At 43.1% G+C, this 18,913-nt stretch carries 14 protein-coding genes and 1 pseudogene; 3 read left to right on the top strand and 12 right to left on the bottom strand.

Going from position 1 to position 18,913, the window contains the following annotated elements; all coding sequences use genetic code 11:
• The first annotated feature begins 65 nt into the window (after positions 1-65).
• On the top strand, positions 66-947 hold the full coding sequence (locus AC1TO4_RS12940) for an SDR family oxidoreductase (protein ID WP_482105668.1): 882 nt from the start codon (positions 66-68) through the stop codon (positions 945-947).
• 270 nt (positions 948-1,217) lie between these two features.
• Here the strand turns inward: AC1TO4_RS12940 and AC1TO4_RS12935 are convergent.
• The 11 genes and pseudogenes from AC1TO4_RS12935 to AC1TO4_RS12885 all read right to left on the bottom strand — a co-directional run.
• Positions 1,218-1,571, bottom strand: a pseudogene (locus tag AC1TO4_RS12935) (VOC family protein); the annotation flags it as partial.
• Positions 1,572-1,622: 51 nt separating this feature from the next.
• On the bottom strand, positions 1,623-3,497 hold the full coding sequence (gene abc-f / locus AC1TO4_RS12930; RefSeq protein ID WP_482105667.1) for a ribosomal protection-like ABC-F family protein: 1,875 nt from the start codon (positions 3,495-3,497) through the stop codon (positions 1,623-1,625).
• A gap of 166 nt (positions 3,498-3,663) precedes the next feature.
• A complete protein-coding gene (locus tag AC1TO4_RS12925) occupies positions 3,664-3,783 on the bottom strand; it encodes an RAxF-45 family protein (protein WP_482105698.1) in 120 nt (39 codons plus the stop codon).
• Between the two features lie 202 nt (positions 3,784-3,985).
• Entirely contained in the window at positions 3,986-5,719 is a 1,734-nt protein-coding gene (locus AC1TO4_RS12920) for an ABC transporter ATP-binding protein (RefSeq protein ID WP_482105666.1), read from the bottom strand.
• Between the two features lie 790 nt (positions 5,720-6,509).
• Positions 6,510-7,691, bottom strand: a complete 1,182-nt coding sequence (locus AC1TO4_RS12915; protein ID WP_482105665.1) for an aminotransferase class I/II-fold pyridoxal phosphate-dependent enzyme — start codon at positions 7,689-7,691, stop codon at positions 6,510-6,512.
• Positions 7,692-7,966: 275 nt separating this feature from the next.
• Positions 7,967-9,220: a serpin family protein gene (locus tag AC1TO4_RS12910; RefSeq protein ID WP_482105664.1), complete on the bottom strand. Its 1,254-nt coding sequence runs from the start codon at positions 9,218-9,220 to the stop codon at positions 7,967-7,969.
• Between the two features lie 180 nt (positions 9,221-9,400).
• A complete protein-coding gene (locus AC1TO4_RS12905) occupies positions 9,401-10,591 on the bottom strand; it encodes an acyl-CoA dehydrogenase family protein (protein ID WP_482105663.1) in 1,191 nt (396 codons plus the stop codon).
• A 274-nt stretch (positions 10,592-10,865) separates the two neighbouring features.
• A complete protein-coding gene (locus AC1TO4_RS12900) occupies positions 10,866-12,032 on the bottom strand; it encodes a saccharopine dehydrogenase family protein (RefSeq protein ID WP_482105662.1) in 1,167 nt (388 codons plus the stop codon).
• Between the two features lie 24 nt (positions 12,033-12,056).
• Positions 12,057-13,535 (bottom strand): aldehyde dehydrogenase family protein, encoded by a 1,479-nt coding sequence (locus AC1TO4_RS12895; RefSeq protein WP_482105661.1) that lies wholly within the window; start codon positions 13,533-13,535, stop codon positions 12,057-12,059.
• A gap of 184 nt (positions 13,536-13,719) precedes the next feature.
• A complete protein-coding gene (locus AC1TO4_RS12890; protein WP_482105660.1) occupies positions 13,720-14,763 on the bottom strand; it encodes a YecA family protein in 1,044 nt (347 codons plus the stop codon).
• A 171-nt stretch (positions 14,764-14,934) separates the two neighbouring features.
• A complete protein-coding gene (locus tag AC1TO4_RS12885) occupies positions 14,935-16,443 on the bottom strand; it encodes a DHA2 family efflux MFS transporter permease subunit (protein WP_482105659.1) in 1,509 nt (502 codons plus the stop codon).
• 278 nt (positions 16,444-16,721) lie between these two features.
• Here AC1TO4_RS12885 and AC1TO4_RS12880 point away from each other — a divergent pair, with 278 nt between their 5' ends.
• Entirely contained in the window at positions 16,722-17,615 is an 894-nt protein-coding gene (locus tag AC1TO4_RS12880; RefSeq protein ID WP_482105658.1) for a TetR/AcrR family transcriptional regulator, read from the top strand.
• Positions 17,616-17,709: 94 nt separating this feature from the next.
• Positions 17,710-18,510, top strand: a complete 801-nt coding sequence (locus tag AC1TO4_RS12875; protein ID WP_482105657.1) for a TIGR00266 family protein — start codon at positions 17,710-17,712, stop codon at positions 18,508-18,510.
• Between the two features lie 244 nt (positions 18,511-18,754).
• On the opposite strand, the gene AC1TO4_RS12870 is transcribed toward AC1TO4_RS12875, so the two are convergent.
• The gene (locus tag AC1TO4_RS12870; protein WP_482101409.1) at positions 18,755-18,802 is read right to left on the bottom strand and encodes an SEC-C metal-binding domain-containing protein; all 48 of its coding nucleotides are present in this window, start codon (positions 18,800-18,802) and stop codon (positions 18,755-18,757) included.
• Positions 18,803-18,913: the final 111 nt, after the last annotated feature.

Raw genomic sequence — 18,913 nt, 5'->3', positions numbered from 1 at the left:
TCGTTTAGTTCATTAATTGACAGGGAATGATTTCTTAAGAAGACCATTCGTAAGGAGGAATTGCTTTGCCAGAAGATAAGTATGAGAAAATTGATAATAAGATTCCAGGACAGACACAAAACGAGCAACCCGGCGTGGAAGCAGAAATGAATCCAGCCCCGATTTATGACGATAAGAATTATAAAGGCTCAGGGAAATTAAAAGGAAAAACCGCATTGATAACAGGTGGAGACAGCGGTATCGGACGGGCAGTTGCTGTCGCATATGCAAAGGAAGGTGCAAATGTCGCTATCGCATATTTAAGTGAGCAGGAAGATATCGATGCGAACATGACTGTTAAATTGATTGAAGAATATGGCGGGAAAGCGCTAAAAATTCGAATCGACATCAGTGAAGAGGAACATTGTGAGCAATTAATCGATGAAGTAGTTAATGAATTCGGCAGTTTGAATATCCTTGTAAACAATGCTGGAAAACAGTTTCCGCAGGACGATATTTTTGCTATTTCAGCAGATCAACTCCGAGAAACATTTGAAACGAACTTCTTCGGATTATTTTATTTGACGAAAGCGGCTTTAAACCATATGACAAATGGCGATTCCATCATTAACACGTCTTCTGTAACGGCGTATAACGGTTCCCCCGGCTTGCTAGATTATTCCGCGACGAAAGGAGCAATTACTTCATTTACCCGCTCACTAGCGTTGAATTTAGCAGAAAAAGGGATTCGCGTTAACGCCGTAGCACCCGGTCCAATTTGGACGCCACTCATCCCAGCAACGTTCGATGCAAAAAAAGTGCAACAGCATGGATCGGATACACCAGTGAAACGCCGCGGCCAACCCGCAGAAAATGCACCTGCTTATGTATTTTTAGCATCTACAGATTCCAGTTATATGACAGGTCAAACGCTTCATGTAGACGGAGGCGGTTTTGTAGGATCATGAACAAGTGACTGTTTTGAAGATTGCTTTGGCTGTCTGTACCTGTGAGCGATAATTCGCATTTATTTTGCATATCCAACTTTAAAAACCCAGCTATCTTCTCGTGTGAAGATTAGCTGGGTTTCTTACTAATTTACATAAGTTACTGGCGAGAAGGGCTTGAAAACCGCCATTTTCACTGGACTATTTCCGGTCCGCTTTCGGCGAATGAATCACGACCCTTTTACCGAGGGGCAGGTTATCCTGTTATGAATAATTGCTTGCCGCTTAAAGTTACTGCTGTATTATCTGAATATGGTTTCCGCATGTATCGTCGAAGACAGCTATTGTGACTTCACCTGCTTTTGTTGGCTCTAAAGTAAACTTCACGCCGTGTTTCAATAACCTATCGTACTCTTTGCGAACATCCTCAACACCAAACATGGTTACAGGTATGCCTTCTTCAAACAGCTTCTTTTGATATTCTTTGGCTACTGGATGATTATCTGGTTCGAGCAGAAGCTCAGTACCTTCTTGCTCTCCTGGTGAAACAAGCGTAATCCACCTAAATTCTCCACTGGGAACATCATGTTTTTTTACAAAGCCTAGCGCTTCTGTATAAAACTTTAATGCCTTGTCTTGATCTTGTTGGTGACAATGATTTTCATATTATTTTTCCCACCTTCGATTGTTTTAATTTTACGAGTCTACTTCACTCGTCCATCTCTCATAACAAGACTCTAGCTCTTTTTGCAGTATTGCAATCTTCGTTAAGCTTAATTCATAGTTCACCCAATCTGTTTCGTCTGCCGCTTCTTTTTCCAGTGTTCCAATTGCAAGTTCAATCCTTATAATGGATTCTTCGACGTTTTCAAGATCTTCTTCTTTCACTTTTGCTAACTTCAGTTTTTCGACTACAGCAGGTTTAATCACTTCTTCTACCTTATTACTTTGAAACTCTTGCCACTTCTGGCGAGCCCAATTGTATGGCCCTTCAAATGTTGTAATAAGACCTTCTTCCAACCATGCCGTGCGGGAGAATAATTTATTTAGGAAATAACGGTCATGCGAAACCGCAACAATTGTACCCGCAAAATCTTCAAGTGCCTCTTCTAATACCTCGCGTGACTCAATATCCAAATGATTGGTCGGCTCGTCAAGCACTAGGAAATTAACATCCTGATACATCAGTTGCGCCAAACGAAGCCGCATCCGTTCTCCACCGCTTAAGTCTCCAATTCGCATGAATACATCTGGACCGTAAAACATGAATTTCGCTAATATATGTCGAGCTTCCCCTTCAGCTACGTTCACTTCCCCCCGAAAGACATCAATAAGACGTGCCTTCGGGTCTTTGATTTCAAAGTGTTGTGACAAGAATCCGATTTTCACGCTATTCCCTACTTTACTCAACCCAGCGTCAATTGGAAGTTCTCCCAAAAGAATTTTTAGTACGGTTGATTTCCCGCATCCATTCCGGCCGACAATCGCTGTTCGATCTTTCCAATATACATGGAAATCGGCACCCTTTAAAAGCTCCTGTTGACCAAATGATTTCATGACTCCTTCCATTACAACAACTTCCTTACCGCTTCTTGGCGCGGCTTCAAAAGACAAGGTCATCTTCTTCGGATCGATGAGTGGCTTCCTTACCTTTCCCATCCGTTCTAGCGCTCGTTCCATATTGCGCGCTTGCCGGTGCAATCCAGGATTCGGAGGATTGGCTTCATTTGCCCATTGGCGGAGCCGTTTAATGGATTCTTTCATTTTCCTGATTTTCTTTTGTTGCTCTTCGTAATCCTGGAACTCCCTCATAAGACGCTCTTCTTTTTCGTGGATGAAAGCGGAATAATTCCCGAAATATAGATTGAGCTCTCCTTCTTCAAGATCTGCAATCTTCATCACGACACTATCCAAAAAGTAACGATCATGCGAAATGATGACGACTGTTCCCGTATAATCCTTCAGATATTCTTCTAACCACTCGACAGCAAATAAATCCAAATGATTCGTCGGTTCATCCAATAGCAGCAAATCCGGCTTCGTCAACAAGAGCTTACCTAGCATAATCTTCGTCTGTTCACCGCCGCTTAATTGTCCGAAGGAACGTCCGACAAAGGATTTCAACTGTAATCCATTGATGACTTTGTCAATTTCCGAGTCCACCGCGTAACCATCACGACGCGCGAATTCCTCCTGTAAATCCCCATATACCCGAAGCAACTTATCCATGTCTTCGTTTCCGACATTGGCTAGCTTTGTCTCTAACTCCGACATTTTCGCCTGCAGTTCCTTCAGCTCTTTAAATGCACTATTGAGCACATCAAAGCCGGTCGTTTCTTTTTCAAATATAGGGATTTGCGCTAAATAGCCTATTTTCGTACCCTTTTTAAAATGAATTGCCCCACTATCTGGTTGTTCCATTTCCGATACCAGCTTAAATAACGTCGTTTTTCCGCTCCCATTTCTACCAACGATACCTAATTTATCACCTGTTTTTATCTCCAAAGAAAGATTTTCAAAAATTGTATTCCCACCGAGCATTTTGCTTACTTGTTGAATTGTACATATCATCGTTATTCACTTCCTTCCGTTTTATGTTCACAACTGGAAGCATCTCTAAAATAGCACGGAGCGCCCTATAGACACCCGAAATCTAGACATCAAAAAAAGACCGCGTGTAAGCGATCTCCCCCTTAAAAAATAATCGTAAGGAATGAAATGCCAAACAGCTGTGTGATTACTGAAATCGTCTAAAAAAGGACAGACTTGCCCCGTTGACTGTAATTTCATGAGTAATCGCACATGAAGTGGCTAAATATTCCAGTAAACATCCACGTGCATACACAGTATCTAACATCATTCCTCACCTCCGCTCACTAATAGTAAGAATAGTTTAACACAGTATAGCTCCAGAGTCATCTATCCTACCGTCCAACCTAAAAGGAACTTCTCTACTAGTGATTGTCTTAATGGGTTTAATGAATATATTTAAAGAATAAAAAGAGCCCGCATCCTGGTAAAAAGACACCTTCTGCGAGCTCTTAGTATGGGTTAAATCGTTAAGCCAGTTGCTGTTCCGCAAATTCACGATACAACGCATGTGTTTCTATCAATTCTTTATGTGTTCCACTGCCCGTTACTTGCCCATTCTCGATGAAAATAATTTTATCTGCATCGACAATTGTGGATAATCTGTGGGCGATAACGAATGTTGTACGCCCTTCCATTAATCGCGACAGTGCATCTTGAACAACACTTTCCGATTGACTGTCAAGGCTTGCTGTTGCCTCGTCCATCATCAATATCTTCGGATCACGTAGAAATGCTCGTGCGATGGCAATCCGCTGTCTTTGACCTCCCGAAAGTTTCACACCTCGTTCGCCAACTTCAGTGTCCAATCCTTTCGGAAATGTTTTGACGAATTCGTCAGCATAAGCCATTTCAGCAACTTCCCAAAGCCTTTCATCCGGAATACTTTCACCATCTTCTAAACCGTAGCATAAGTTTTCGCGAATCGTTCCGGCCATCATGGCACTTTCCTGCGAAACGTAGCCAATCTGACTACGCCACGATGCCATCGACAACTCATTTATGGGCGTGCCGCCAATTCGGATTTCACCAGCAGTTGGTTCGTAAAATCGTTCAAGCAATCCGAACATCGTCGTTTTCCCTCCACCACTCGGCCCTGCGAATGCAATCATTTCACCAGGTCGCGCCTCAAAAGACACATTCCCAATCACTGGCTCATCCGCTTCATAGGCAAAGGATACATCCACAACCTGAATTACTTTGTCAGTAATATCCATCACTAAGCCATCCTGACCTTCTTCCAATGGCAATTCCAAAATGTCGATAATACGCTCTGTTGCGCCTTTCGCCTTCTGCAATTGCGTGAAGAACATGGCAAATGATGTAATTGGAAAAATAATTTGGAATAGATACAGTAGGAATGCAATAAGTGTACCTGTCGACATTGTACCGTTCGCAACACGCATGCCGCCATATCCGATAATCATGACGATTACGACCATGACAACTAGATACATAAAAGGAGCAATCAGAGCAAAAATACGAGCTTCTTTCAAGCCAAATCCGAGTAATTTTCCGATTCCAGCTTTCCCACTTGCCTCTTCATTCTTTTCGGCATTTGAAGCTTTCATCAAGCGAATTTCGCCGAGCGTCTGCTGAATTTGACCTGTAAATAAAGCTGTTTCATCTTGTAGTCCACGTGAAATTTTAGCCATTTTGCTACCAAGCGGAATCATAATTCCTACTGTAATAGGAACTGAAATCAACATAATAAGCGTCATTTTCCAATCCATAATGAGTAGAATTGTCACCGCACCTATAATCGAAATGACACCCGTAATGAATTGTGGGAAATGCTGCGTAATCAATTCTTTCACGATTCCCGTATCATTAATGACACGGCTCACCGTTTCTCCGCTCGATTCCTTGTCAAAGTGACTGACAGGCAAACGAATCAACTTCGTCCACATTCGTTCACGCAATTTGGCAACCACTTTTTGCCCTACATAACTAAGTGAATAAATGGATACCCCATCGATTACCGCTTGAACAATAAACGCCACTCCGATAGCAATCATTAGCGGGATACTTAGCGAGGCAACCGAAAAGCCATCCACTAAGCTTTTCGTTAGCAAAGGGACTACCAACCCTGCAAGTGTCGTCAACACGCCTGCTGTCAAGCCGATAGTTAAAGCTAGCTTCGGGATCCCTGTTGATACAATTAGAGAGTAAAACGGCTTCAAGCCGCCTTTTTTCTTGTCCATAGTTTTTAACTCCATTCCGTTGAATCTATTTTCAATAAATAGGATAGCTATATAATAAAGAGTTCAAATGAATCCGATACGGCGCTTCGATTTGGCTAATTAAAACGCAATTCTACACCCAGCACCCTAGTATAGCATTGGTTAACCCGTCACTAAAGTTTAAGCTTTTTCTACCAGCTTTTCTAGGTATTCATTATTGAAGGAGTTTCGGTTCAGAGTGTGGATTGTAGATCGCTTGGCGCTTTGGGGATGCCTCTCGCCATGAGCCTGGATTAGCGCTTCGCATCCAGTCTCAAGGCTTCGGCTACCCCTTTGCCGCGCCTACGCTGGTGTGTATATTATTGAAAGTGATTTTAAGATGTATAGACTGAGATTATAATGTGATTATTATTTGATATTAATTTCATTGAAAACGTACGTACTACAAGCTGTAGGCCATATCCCCGATAATGAAATACGCTTTTCTACATAGAGACTATCTAGCGAAGGCGCGTCTACGTGGTAGCCGAAGCGATAAGACTGAAAGCGGTTTTCTTTCTGGCTTATCGCGGGAGGCATCCACAAAGCGCCGAAGCGGTATTAGAAGGATTCCCAACTCTATCCATATGTATTGGACTTATATTAATCGCCTTAGCAATCCCCGAAAAAGCAATATACTTTCCAACATTTACCATATATCGCAGGCGCGCCTACGCGATAGCCGAAGCGGTAATAGCAGGATTTCTAATTCATTCCACATAAAAAGGTTAGCAAGGGCGGTTATCTCCGCCCCTCGCTAACCTTCTTCTACTTACATACCTAAACTCCGTAGTCGTTCAATCGCTTTCTCTATCACATCCACCTTCTGAACAAGCGCCAACCGGACGAAACCAGCGCCTTCTGTGCCGAAGATACTACCAGGAACCATGACGACACCACATTGTTCAATCACATGAAAAACAAAGGCCTTGTCATCCATGTCATACGGATACTTAGCCCAGACGAACATGCCGCCGCTTGACGGAGTGGCTGACCATCCAATCTCCTCCATCCCTTTCATTAAAACCTTATGACGCGCTGAAAATTCTTCCCGCAAACGATCCGTAATTTCTTCGGCATTATCGAGAGCAACGATTGCAGCTTCCTGAATCGGACCGAACGTACCGTAATCCAGATTCGATTTAAGCTGTTTCATAATACCCACCATCTCTGCGTTGCCGGCAATATAGGCTATTCTTGCACCCGCCAGGCTGAAGCTCTTGGATAATGAGTTAATTTCCATTCCAACCTCCATCGCACCCGGTGTCGATAAGAAGCTGACTGGGGAATCACCTGAGAAATAGTATTCGGAATAGGCAGCGTCATGAAGCACGATGACATTATATTTCTTTGCGAAAGCTACTACTTTCTCAAAGTATTCCAGGCTCGGCATCGCCGGAACAGGATTTCCCGGTAAATTCAGAATGAGCAATTTAGCATTTTGTGCAACTTCTTCAGGAATTGCGTCCAAGTCAGGCAAAAAACCATTTTCCGCTAACAATGGCATCTCATATGGAACTGCACCCGCAAGCTTAATGCCCGCTTCATAAGCTACATAAGCCGGATTCGTTGTCAGCACAAAATCTCCTTCATTACAGAAAGCAAAAGGCAGATGGACAAGTCCTTCTTGGGATCCCATCGTTTGGATGATTTCTGTTTCAGGGTTTAACGCAACACCTGAACGTCGTTGGTAATAGTTAGCGACCGCCTCGTTAAAGCGTTTTGTACCGCCTAAAGTGTAACCATATGTACTTGCTAACGCACTTTGTTCCGATAAGACTTTTCTGACCTTTTCATCAGGCGGGAGATCGGGGCTACCCAGGCTCAAATCAAAAACTTCAGTACCTGTAGCTTTTTTTGCATTAGCGGCCGCTCTTAAATCACCAAAAATTGCCGGTGAAAAGATAGACATTTTTAAAGCAGGCTCTACTTTAAATGAAGACTCGACTTTCATATGGCATTTCTCCTTATTATTAAGTTAGTTATTTCAAGAGTTAGTTTATCATAAACTTTGGCACTATTGTAAATAAGGCTAGAATAGATGAAAAGCTCTCATCATTCGTAGCCTAACATTATAAGATAAATAGAGTTACCTTTTTCTCAGGTAATAGTTTGAAACAAGAAATCCTATTGATGCCGAAGTGAGAAGTAAGGGGAATTCTTAGTCCTATCATAACGATGGACTTCTTCATTGCCCCCCTCCTAAGCCTAGCTCATACGTCCCTAGTCTTACGGGTTCAAAATACTACCCATAAATAGAATGGTATTCGTTTCATCATCATTAATTGTAAAGAAGAATGGTCGATTCACTTCCATAAAAAATGAGTCATCGACGGATGCTGATTCTGTAACCACTTCTACCGACGTCACCGCTGCTGCCTCGGTACCAACTTCATTTACTTCAATGAATGTTTTCTGCTTTACCTTGCTAATTTTCAACGGATGGCCCTCTTTGATCATTTTTGAAAAGTCGGCGGAATCTGAAAATGCACTTCCCATACCAAGTTTCTTCAATGCATCATTCAACTGCGTTTCGTATTCCAATTGAAACTTAGGCAGTAATACGTTACCTTGTCTTGCGTTAAATTCCTTACTCCAATTCACCCAGTTCTCATTGGTCAGAAGTTTCTTGAATTCCTCTAAACTAGAGTCTTCCTTCGGTAAAAACACTTTCATACTCATTTCCCCATCGCCATAAGGGAGCTCAACTGCTTGAAAATGTTCATTTTCCATATAGGCAAGTTTTTCATTCAGAGACATCAGTGGGACATCTTTTGTAGAGCCGTCTAGCAAACGGAACGCTTGATCATTAGTAAAGTCCTTATTAAATTCATGTGTCCAGTCGCCCTTAAAGTAAATCGCATTGATGAGTAGCGTCACTAAGTCAGGATCTAATGGGGCTTCAACAACCCCATCTATCTTTTGATTTGTCGACTTTTTAACCCAGTCATTAATCCTTTTTACGGAATCACTGTCGGCAATGTCGATTTCCTGAATTTCAGCATTGAAGTAATCATTATTGTTTTTCGCAAAATCGTCCTGAAAATGAAAGACTTCATTCAACCAAATTGAATTGGCTATGTTCAATTGAATTTGATCATTTTCTTTCATAAGCTTCGTCAGCCATGAAGCATTCGCCTGATTCAGCTCGTCCGCCTCCATACCGTCTATATGCAATGTCTTCGCAATTTCCTCTTTCGTCTTGCCGTCCGCACCGTTATAAACCATCGACAGCGCCATGAATAAACTTGCCGGTGAAATGAAGACATTGTTATTATCATCTTCTTCGGCTACACTCAATAACTCGAATCCCAATTCATTATTGGCAGTGGTAATTTTCTTGTAATCCCCCTTACCAAACTTGACGTCATTCGAAATTGGCGGCGTACTGTTGGTTGTTTTTGGATTTGATCCCGTACTGCAGCCCGCGACAAATACTAGTAAAATTATCATCAATAAAGATAGCATCCTTTTCTTAAACATATCCTTTACCACCCCTTTAGCAGAATTAGACCGTTTCACACTATGGATTGTTACATAATATTGCTTCTTTCTTATAGAAGAAGTTGAATCAGCGCATCTATCAGAATTATCCATTATCACAGAATAACGAATTTCCCACGAAAAAAACCTGATGCATGTAGCACATCAGGGGTTGCCTATTCACTCAAACGGCCATTCCGGTAGCATTTTGCTCAATTTCTTGTCTTCCCTGTATCCAAGTACATATTCCGCCTGCATAATTGTATGAATTTCACGTGTCCCTTCGTAGATAACCGGCGCTTTTGAGTTCCGCAGGAACCTAGCGACTGGATAGTCATCCGAATAGCCATAAGCGCCGTGGATTTGTACTGCGTCGTCCGCCGCTTTATTGGCAAAATCGCATGCCTGCCATTTCGCTAGCGACGTCTCGCGTGTATTGCGTAAGCCTTTGTTTTTCATTTCTCCGGCCCGGTAGACGAGAAGACGGCTCATCTGATAACCCGCTTCCATATTGGCAATCATTTGTTGGACGAGCTGGTGTCTGCCGATTTCCTTACCAAATGTCTCCCTGGTATGACAATATTTCACGCTTTCTTCGAGACAGCCCATGATTAAACCGACTGCTCCTGCAGCGACTGTGAAGCGCCCATTATCAAGGGAAGCCATGGCAATCTTGAATCCGTCACCTTCTCCCCCTAACAAGTTCGCTGCCGGGATACGCATATCCTCAAAAAACAATTCGCCCGTATTGCCTGCACGAATACCGTACTTCCCTTTGATGGCTTTCGATGAAAAACCCGGCGTCGTTCGTTCGACGATAAACGCGCTGATGCCATGGTGCTTTTTCGTTTTATCCGTGTAGGCGAAAACGAGGAAATGATCCGCCACATCACACAGGGAAATCCATGTTTTTTGACCATTCAATACATAATCGTCCCCGTCACGAACGGCAGTTGTCGCCATTGCTGCGACGTCAGACCCTGCACCAGGTTCCGTTAAACCGAATGCACCGATTTTCTCACCCTTTGCTTGAGGTACAAGATACTTCTGCTTTTGCTCTTCATTTCCCCACTGCATAATGCTCATCGAGTTTAGACCGATATGGACTGATACCGCGGTACGAAAAGCCGTATCGCCTCGCTCCAATTCTTCACACAAAATAGCAAGTGAATTGTAATCCATCCCACTGCCGCCATATTGTTCAGGAATACAAACCCCCATGAAACCAAGATCTGCGAGCTTCTTCCAAATTGCCGGGTCGAATCCGCCATCCGCATCCCAATCTTGGATATACGGCATAATCTCTACATCCACGAATTGGCGTGCAGTTTTTCTCAGCATTTTCTGTTCATCCGTAAATCCGAAGTCCACTTCCCCATCCCCCTTTCCAGTCGCCTTCCACTTTTCTTGTTGTCTAGCTACATGCGCCAACTCCTCGGGTCATAAGTCGGTTCGGCTAGGAAGGATTGAACTGCATCCTTCCCGGGCAAAGAACGCCGCTCCGCCAACCCGTCTTATGCCTGTCGGATGCCTACAGGATGTAGGTCATGCAGTAGGGAAGGATTGAACTGCATCCTTCCTTATTGCCGCAGGACGCGGCGACCTTTGACTGCCTTCCCTTTCCAGGCGCCTTCCGCTTTTCTAATCAAATGTGTGCTTCGTTCGATTCGATACTTTCTACAATAACGACTCCGCGCTTTTTCATCTCTTTAATATATAATTCACCAGGTATGATGTTTTCTGGAGGATGGACACCTCGTTTAGTAATCGTGCCATTTCCTATCACTTGCGCAACGATGGAAACCGTATTCGCCGTTGCCCGTGCCATTGCAGTCTCGTTGACTGCTATATCTTTTTCAGTTATAAGATCGTATTGGTAGGTCACCGGCATGCCGCTTTTTTCACCACTGACGATAACACGTAGCAACACTGCATCGGATTTCTTACCCAGGAGAAGCCGCGGTGACAAATGCTCTCGCATAACGTCTCGTACCTTTACTTTATTGCCACCTACAGTCACTTCATTGTCCCTAGATAGTAATCCTAGGTCGACAAGCAGCTGGACCTTCTCAGCATGCCCTTTGTAGCGGATTGTCTTGTATTCTAGCGTATCGACGTTTGGGAACGACTCCGTCAATGTCGACGTACCACCTGACGTATGGAATGCTTCGAGTTCGCCGTATTTATCAAAAATGATGGTTTCGATTTCGGATAATGATGGGACTTCCAACAGTTGGCCATTCCGAATAACATGGGAAGGATCCGTATAGTGATCAAACACGCCTTCCAATGAAAATACGACATTATAATTAAGCGGCGGTTCCGGTTTTACTGGAATTCCTCCGACATATAATTTGATGGAATTGACTTTATCCAGTTTACTTGCCCCGTAGCCGGTAAGAATATTAATCATTCCAGGTGCTACCCCTAAATCCGGAATGATCGTCACACCCTTTGCAACCGCCTTATCAGCGAGGTCGAGCACCGCATCTGTTGCGCCTCCGATGTGCCCGCCAAGATCGATGGAATGGACGCCGATGTCGACAGCAATGCGCGCCACCTTCTCATTGAACGTATAGAAAAGCGCGTTGATGACGACATCTCCTAGGGCCATCACATCACTTAATTGCTCATCGTTTTTTGCATCAAGTAATAGGATATCAAGCTTGTCGGACATCAATTCTCCCGCAAAATCCTCTGCCTGTCTAACGTTCAAGTCAGCTAAATATACTCTTTCGACGTCGTCACTTTTTACGAGATCGCGTGCTGCTTCTTTCCCCATTAAACCTGCACCGAGTATAACAACCTTCATTTCCCCATCCCCTTACGCTAAGAATTATTCCGTGTCAATTTGAGCGCGCTGTAATTTCCCGCTGAAATCTATATAAATACTTTTCCATTCCGTAAAGACATCCAGTGCCGCAACACCGGAATCGCGGTGACCGTTACCCGTCCCTTTTGTCCCACCGAATGGCAGATGGATTTCAGCGCCAGATGTCCCAGCGTTCACATAGACGATTCCCGTGTCCAAATCACGCTGTGCACGGAATACTTTATTGACATCACGCGAGAAAATAGAACTGGAAAGACCAAACTTTACGCTATTGTTAACTTCAATGGCTTCATCGAGACTTGAAACTTCAATCAGTGACACAACCGGGCCAAAAATCTCTTCTTGTGCAATTCGGCTATCCCACTTCACATCTGTAAATAGCGTCGGCACGTAATAATGACCTTCCGCAAGTACTCCTTCAGTCAATATATTTCCGCCGACAAGAAGTTTCGCGCCTTCCTCCTGGCCAATACCTACGTAACCATGAATCTTATCAAGCGCTTTTGCATTGATGACCGGTCCAATTTTCACAGATTCATCCAATCCATCGCCAATGGTTAACACCTTCATCGCTTCCACCAATTTCTGCTCGAGTTCCTTCTTCACATCTTTATGCACGATGACGCGGCTGCATGCTGTACAGCGCTGGCCCGCCGTACCGAAAGCACTCCAAAGAATCCCTTCAACTGCAAGATCAATATCAGCATCATCCATTACAATGACTGCATTTTTCCCGCCCATTTCAAGGGATACTTTTTTCAGATGACGTCCGCCCAATTCTGCAACATGACGACCTGTTTCCGTTGAACCAGTGAATGAAATTACACGGACATCGGGATGTTCAATCATCGCTGTTCCAACTTCTGAACCTGATCCAAAAACAATATTTGCAACGCCTGCAGGAAGTCCTGCTTCTTCAAAAATAAGCGCCATTTCGTAAGCCATCATAGGTGTTTCCGTAGCTGGCTTCCAAACGAATGTATTACCCGCAACAATTGCAGGGAACGATTTCCATGTCGCAATTGCAACAGGGAAGTTCCAAGGTGTAATAAGTCCAACAACTCCAATTGGTGCACGGACACTCATTGCGAACTTATCCTGAAGCTCAGAAGGCACCGTTTCTCCAAACATGCGGCGACCTTCACCTGCCATGTAAAACGCCATGTCAATACCTTCTTGAACTTCTCCGCGTGCCTCTTCGATTACTTTCCCCATTTCTCTCGTCAACACTTGTGACAAATGCTCTTTCTTCTCCTTCATAATCCGGCCAATTTCATATAAAAAGTCTGCGCGTCTAGGTGCGGGAACGAGCGCCCATTTTTTTTGAGCTTCTTTCGCCGATTTTACCGCAAGACTCACATCTTCCTTAGTCGATAATCTTACTTGCGCCAGTTCTGTACCATTTGCCGGATTTTTGACTGCGGTATAAGCCGCCCCTCCAGCTTCCTGCCAAGAACCTCCGATGTAATTGTTCAGTTGCATTGCAACATTCCCCTTTCCGTTACACGCGGTTAATGAAACCGCTTCCATTATATTTATAATTCGACGTTTACCATCATATTCCTTTTATTTTATCAAAAATTAAAACCCCGGACTCATTTCCCCGTCCAGGGTTAATCCACTTCCATCCTATTCATCCTAAGTGCTATTGATGCTAAGAACTAGATTATTCCATAACCTTTTCCTGGCTTCTCTCGTACATATCAAGAACAAATTCACGAATATTGTCCGCGTGTTTGGTCATAGAACTAGTCGACACACCAAACAGCTTAGCAATTTCTGCATTCGTCAAAGCTACCTCATCCATTATCCCTAAATCGACCGTAACGAAGTATACTGCTGCAGCGATTACTCCTGCTTTTCTGAAATTAGGCTTTTCCTTCAAGAAGTATGTAACTGCAATATTCTTCAGTAGATCACGTGCATCTTGAGAACTATTTCTCTGTTCAAGTACAGTATCCAGATTCTCAATGACCTCTTGCTGCACTGGAGTAAAGTCATGTTCTATCAGTTCGTTAATTGTACGGGAATCTCTAGCCAATAGAATTTCATAGATATCCGTCATATGCTCTTTATAGAACTCAAGGCTCTTTTCAAATCCGCTAGACTCCGCGAGTTCAACTAGCTGCTTTTCAATTGAACCATTCAGATCCTTAATGAACATTAAAGATGAGATCACATAAATATCATTTTCCGGATCGCGATTGTCAGGCAACACGACGCCAAAAATGAATGAATGGTCTTCCACTTGCATGCCTTGATTCTTTTCCAGTTTGAATGTGCTGTTACCTAGTACTTCTTCGACAACAATATACCCTTCCCGGTCCTCTTTCACTTTACCAAACAGGACAAAAGGATCTTTCCATAATTCCAAAACGGATCGAACCGACTCTCGCACCGGACTATTCATCACTTTAAGGAGATGACGCTTCCAGAGATCACGACGTGCAATAAATAGGAAGTATTCACTAACCGTCTCATCAATGTCATCCTTGGCCATCAGCTTACCGAGCTTACTATTCCACAGTCTTTTGTGGTTTTCAAACTCTGCCATATCTGCCGGACTTGTTGCCTGTTCATATGCACCAAAGACAATGCGCTCAAGTTCCTCATCAATAAGCACCTCTAGAGAAACTTCATTTTTCCCTGAACAACACTTTTTATGTTTTCTTCCGCTGCCACATGGGCACGGATCATTTCTTCCAATCATTCGTCTCACACCTTTTTCTAAATCTATAGGACCACAATCAACCAGCCCAGTAGCCATTTTAGGTTACTATCCTTCTCAAGAAAATCCCACTTATCTCTTAATTGTACCAGAAACACAAAAACTCCGCTTAGGTATAGGAATACCCACGCGGAGCACATATTAATCTACGGCTTATTTTTGGTCTTTCAATGCTTCTTTATAGGACATATCCTTCTTCGGCGGTGTAACCCTTTTTATGAAGAACGTTAGAAGCAATGCAATAAAGGCAACGACGGTTGACACCAAGAAGGAGTAATTGATCCCGTCAAGCATTGCTGTCGTTTCAAGTTGTTGTTGCATCAACGCAAGCCCTTCTGCAGTGGTCGGTGCATTTCCGGAAGCTGCAGCTTCTGCAGCCAAATCTGCACCCGTACTTTCCATCCTCTTCGTCATGATGGTCATAAGGATTGCCGTACCAATTGCACCTGAAACTTGTTGTAACGTATTATTCATAGCCGTACCGTGCGGATTCGAAATCATCGGCAACTGATTCAATCCGTTCGTCATGACCGGCATCATCACTAAAGACATGCCTAGCATGCGAATCGTATAGACTACCATAATGTAATAATAACCAGACTCTAAACCGAGTTTACTTAATAAGAATGTCGTAACAATCGTAATCGTGAGGCCGATGATAGCCATAGCACGCGCACCGTATTTATCAAATAACCTACCCGTAATCGGTGACATGATTCCCATTAAAACTGCACCCGGGAGCATCAGTATGCCCGCTTCAAAAGGACCGATACCGCGGACGTTCTGTACGTAAAGCGGTGTAAGAATCATTGCCGAAAACATGGCCACTGACACGACTATCGAAATAGCCGAAGAGAGTGCGAACATCGGATACTTATAAATCTTGAAGTCTAACATCGGTTCATCCATACGGAGTTGACGTACGACGAATGCAATAAGTGACAATGCCCCAATGATAATCGTTCCGTAAACAATTGGTGATGACCATCCTTTATCCCCTGCCGAACTAAATCCATAAAGCAGGCCTCCAAAACCGATACTCGACAAAACAAGGGAGAATACATCCAACTTAACATCGCGGTTTGGAGTAATATTACGCAACTTGAAGATCGCATAAACAAGCGTACCAATCGAAAAAGGCAATACGATTAAGAAAAGCGTACGCCATGTGTAATGTTCAACAACCCATCCTGATAAGGTTGGCCCGATTGCAGGCGCCGTAAACATGACTAGCCCAAACATACCCATTGCAGCTCCACGGCGTTCAACCGGGAATGCCGTTAGCATGATATTCATCAGTAAAGGCACCATCATTGCCGATCCAGATGCCTGAATCATGCGGGCAACTATCAACAAACCAAATGTCGGCGTAATAGCCGCTATCAATGTACCTATTGTAAATAGAGTCATTGCTGATAAAAATAATTTTCTATTCGTAAATTTTTGTACAAAGTAAGCACTAGCCGGAATCATGATACCGTTCACAAGCATATAACCTGTAGTTAGCCATTGTACTTCAGATGGACTAACACTAAACTCTGTCATTATCGTTGGCAAAGCAACATTTAACAGTGTATTATTCAGAAACGCTACGAATGTCCCAATAAACAAAATCGCTATCATCCCATAAGGCGGTTTTTCGTGCATTTTATTAATATCCATTCTTACTTCCTCCAATTTAATACGTAACGTATAAAATTTGTACCCTGAGTACATCATGTTAAACATATTATACCGATAGTCCAAAACTTGCAACACAAGAAAACGCTTTCACATAAAAGAACTTTATTCCGTTGATATATCAACCTTTTAGAGATAAAATATAAGTGTACCCACGGTATAAGACGAACTTTACTTTTCATGAAGAGTTCATCAACCTTGAATTTTTAGACACTTATCTGATGAGCCGAATAGCTTCGAAAACCAACTATAGGATAAAGGTGATTATTATCAACGACCGTAAACGTCAGGTTATATTGACAGCGCAGCGACTTTTTATAGATAAAGGATTTTCCACCACGTCTGTTCAAGATATTTTAGATGAGTCCTGTATTTCAAAAGGGACATTCTACAATTACTTTTCATCCAAGAATGAATGCCTTATCGCGATACTAGGACATGCACGCGACGAAGCAACTGTAAGAAGGCGTGAATTACTTATTGGACATGATTTATCAGATAAGAACGTTCTGGTTGAGCAGATTTTAATTCGCATGCACGTGAATCGTGAACAGAATTTGTTACCAATTTACGAGGCGGTTTTCCATTCAGGCGATAGCGACCTGAGAACTCACATCAAAAACATGCTTTTAGCTGAACTTTCTTGGTTAACAAGAAGACTAGTGGATGTGTATGGCAAGGATGCTGCACCTTACGCAGCCGATTGCGCGGTCATCCTGTTCGGAATGATGCAGCAGACACTACATGTATGGTCTGCCGTTTCCAAAGAGGAGATTGACACGTCAAAACTTGTGAATTTCTTAATACGAAGAATCGATTCCATCATCCTCGGCATGATTAGCACAAAAGATGTATTTTTCACCGAAAATGTATTTTTCAAGCTGAGCGGTGATGTAGAAGAACAAACGGAAACAAAGGAGCAATTGCTCGAACGCCTTACAGGTTTTTCGGAATTACTCGAAGATGATACGCTCCCCGCCGGCAAACAATATGTCGAGTTTCTATTGGATGAACTACGCTCCGAATGCCCGCGGGTATTCGTATTAGAATCCGTCATTCGCTCATTCCGCGAGGCTTTCAAAGGGTCTTCTCACGAACCGGAAGCCCATGAACTAGCCTATACAGTTTGGCGTTACACAGACACGCTCAATTAATTAGACATTTCTCCTAACTATTTTGAAACTTTATTCGCTCTATTCCGTATGGTTGAGTAGTAGATAACTTATTTTAAAGGAGGAATAAGAAGCGATGAACAACCACGAAATCGATTACAAAATACATGGCGACGATATGCAATTTGTAGAGGTTGAGCTTGACCCCAAGGAAACGGTAGTCGCAGAAGCTGGCGCTCTTATGATGATGGAAGACGGAATCGATATGGAAACCATTTTCGGTGATGGTTCAGGTTCTTCAGGCGGAGGGATTATGGGGAAACTGATGGGGGCCGGAAAGCGGATGTTGACTGGCGAGAGTCTTTTTATGACGACATTTACAAATAACGGTTCAGGAAAGAAACATGTTTCCTTTGCCTCTCCCTATCCCGGAAAAATCATTCCGATGGACCTAAGTCAGCATAACGGCAAAATCATCTGTCAAAAAGATGCGTTTCTGGCTGCTGCTAAAGGGGTATCTGTTGGCATTGAATTTCAGCGTAAACTTGGTACTGGCTTCTTCGGTGGTGAAGGGTTTATCATGCAAAAACTTGAAGGAGATGGCATGACATTCATTCATGCTGGAGGAACGATTATCGAGAAAAGACTTACCCCAGGTGAAGTATTACGTGTGGACACTGGGTGTCTTGTGGCAATGACACATGACGTCGGGTATAACATCGAAATGGTGAAAGGTGTAAAAACGGCACTTTTCGGCGGCGAAGGTCTTTTTTTCGCAACTTTGCGTGGTCCGGGAACGGTTTGGGTTCAATCGCTTCCATTCTCAAGGCTGGCAAGCCGTGTTTTTGCAGCTGCACCGCAAATACCTGGTGGAAAATCAGTCGGTGAAGGCAGTATAACCGGCGGCTTGTTCGATTTGCTCGGCGGAAAAAAATAGTTTCTTTAAAAGTTTTCAATCTAACCTTCTCCATCGCAATAAGCTGACACTCAAAAAGGGTTGTCTCAAAAGTCTATTTTTGACTGATGAGGCAACCCTTTATTCTTATTCAATCACAGAACTATGTTTACTAAACGCCATCATCTTTCAGGTAATGATTAAAATAACCGACGAGCACGCGGTCAAGCTCTTCGTTGACAATCGTATCAAACAGATCTGTCCCTTTCGATCCACAACACTTCTTTTATTCCTTGCCGCTACCACAAGAACATAGGTCGTTTCGTCCGATCATTTAATTCTCCCCCTAGTAGATGCATTCTGACTATTTCTTTCTTTAATCATATTAGACAGAAGTCTGTCTGTCGGACTGATATGATTAAAGATGGAATTTATTTCAACCTAA

The sequence above is a fragment of the Sporosarcina sp. Y838 genome (genome assembly GCF_056786515.1).
This window is presented reverse-complemented; position numbering and strand designations above follow the sequence as displayed.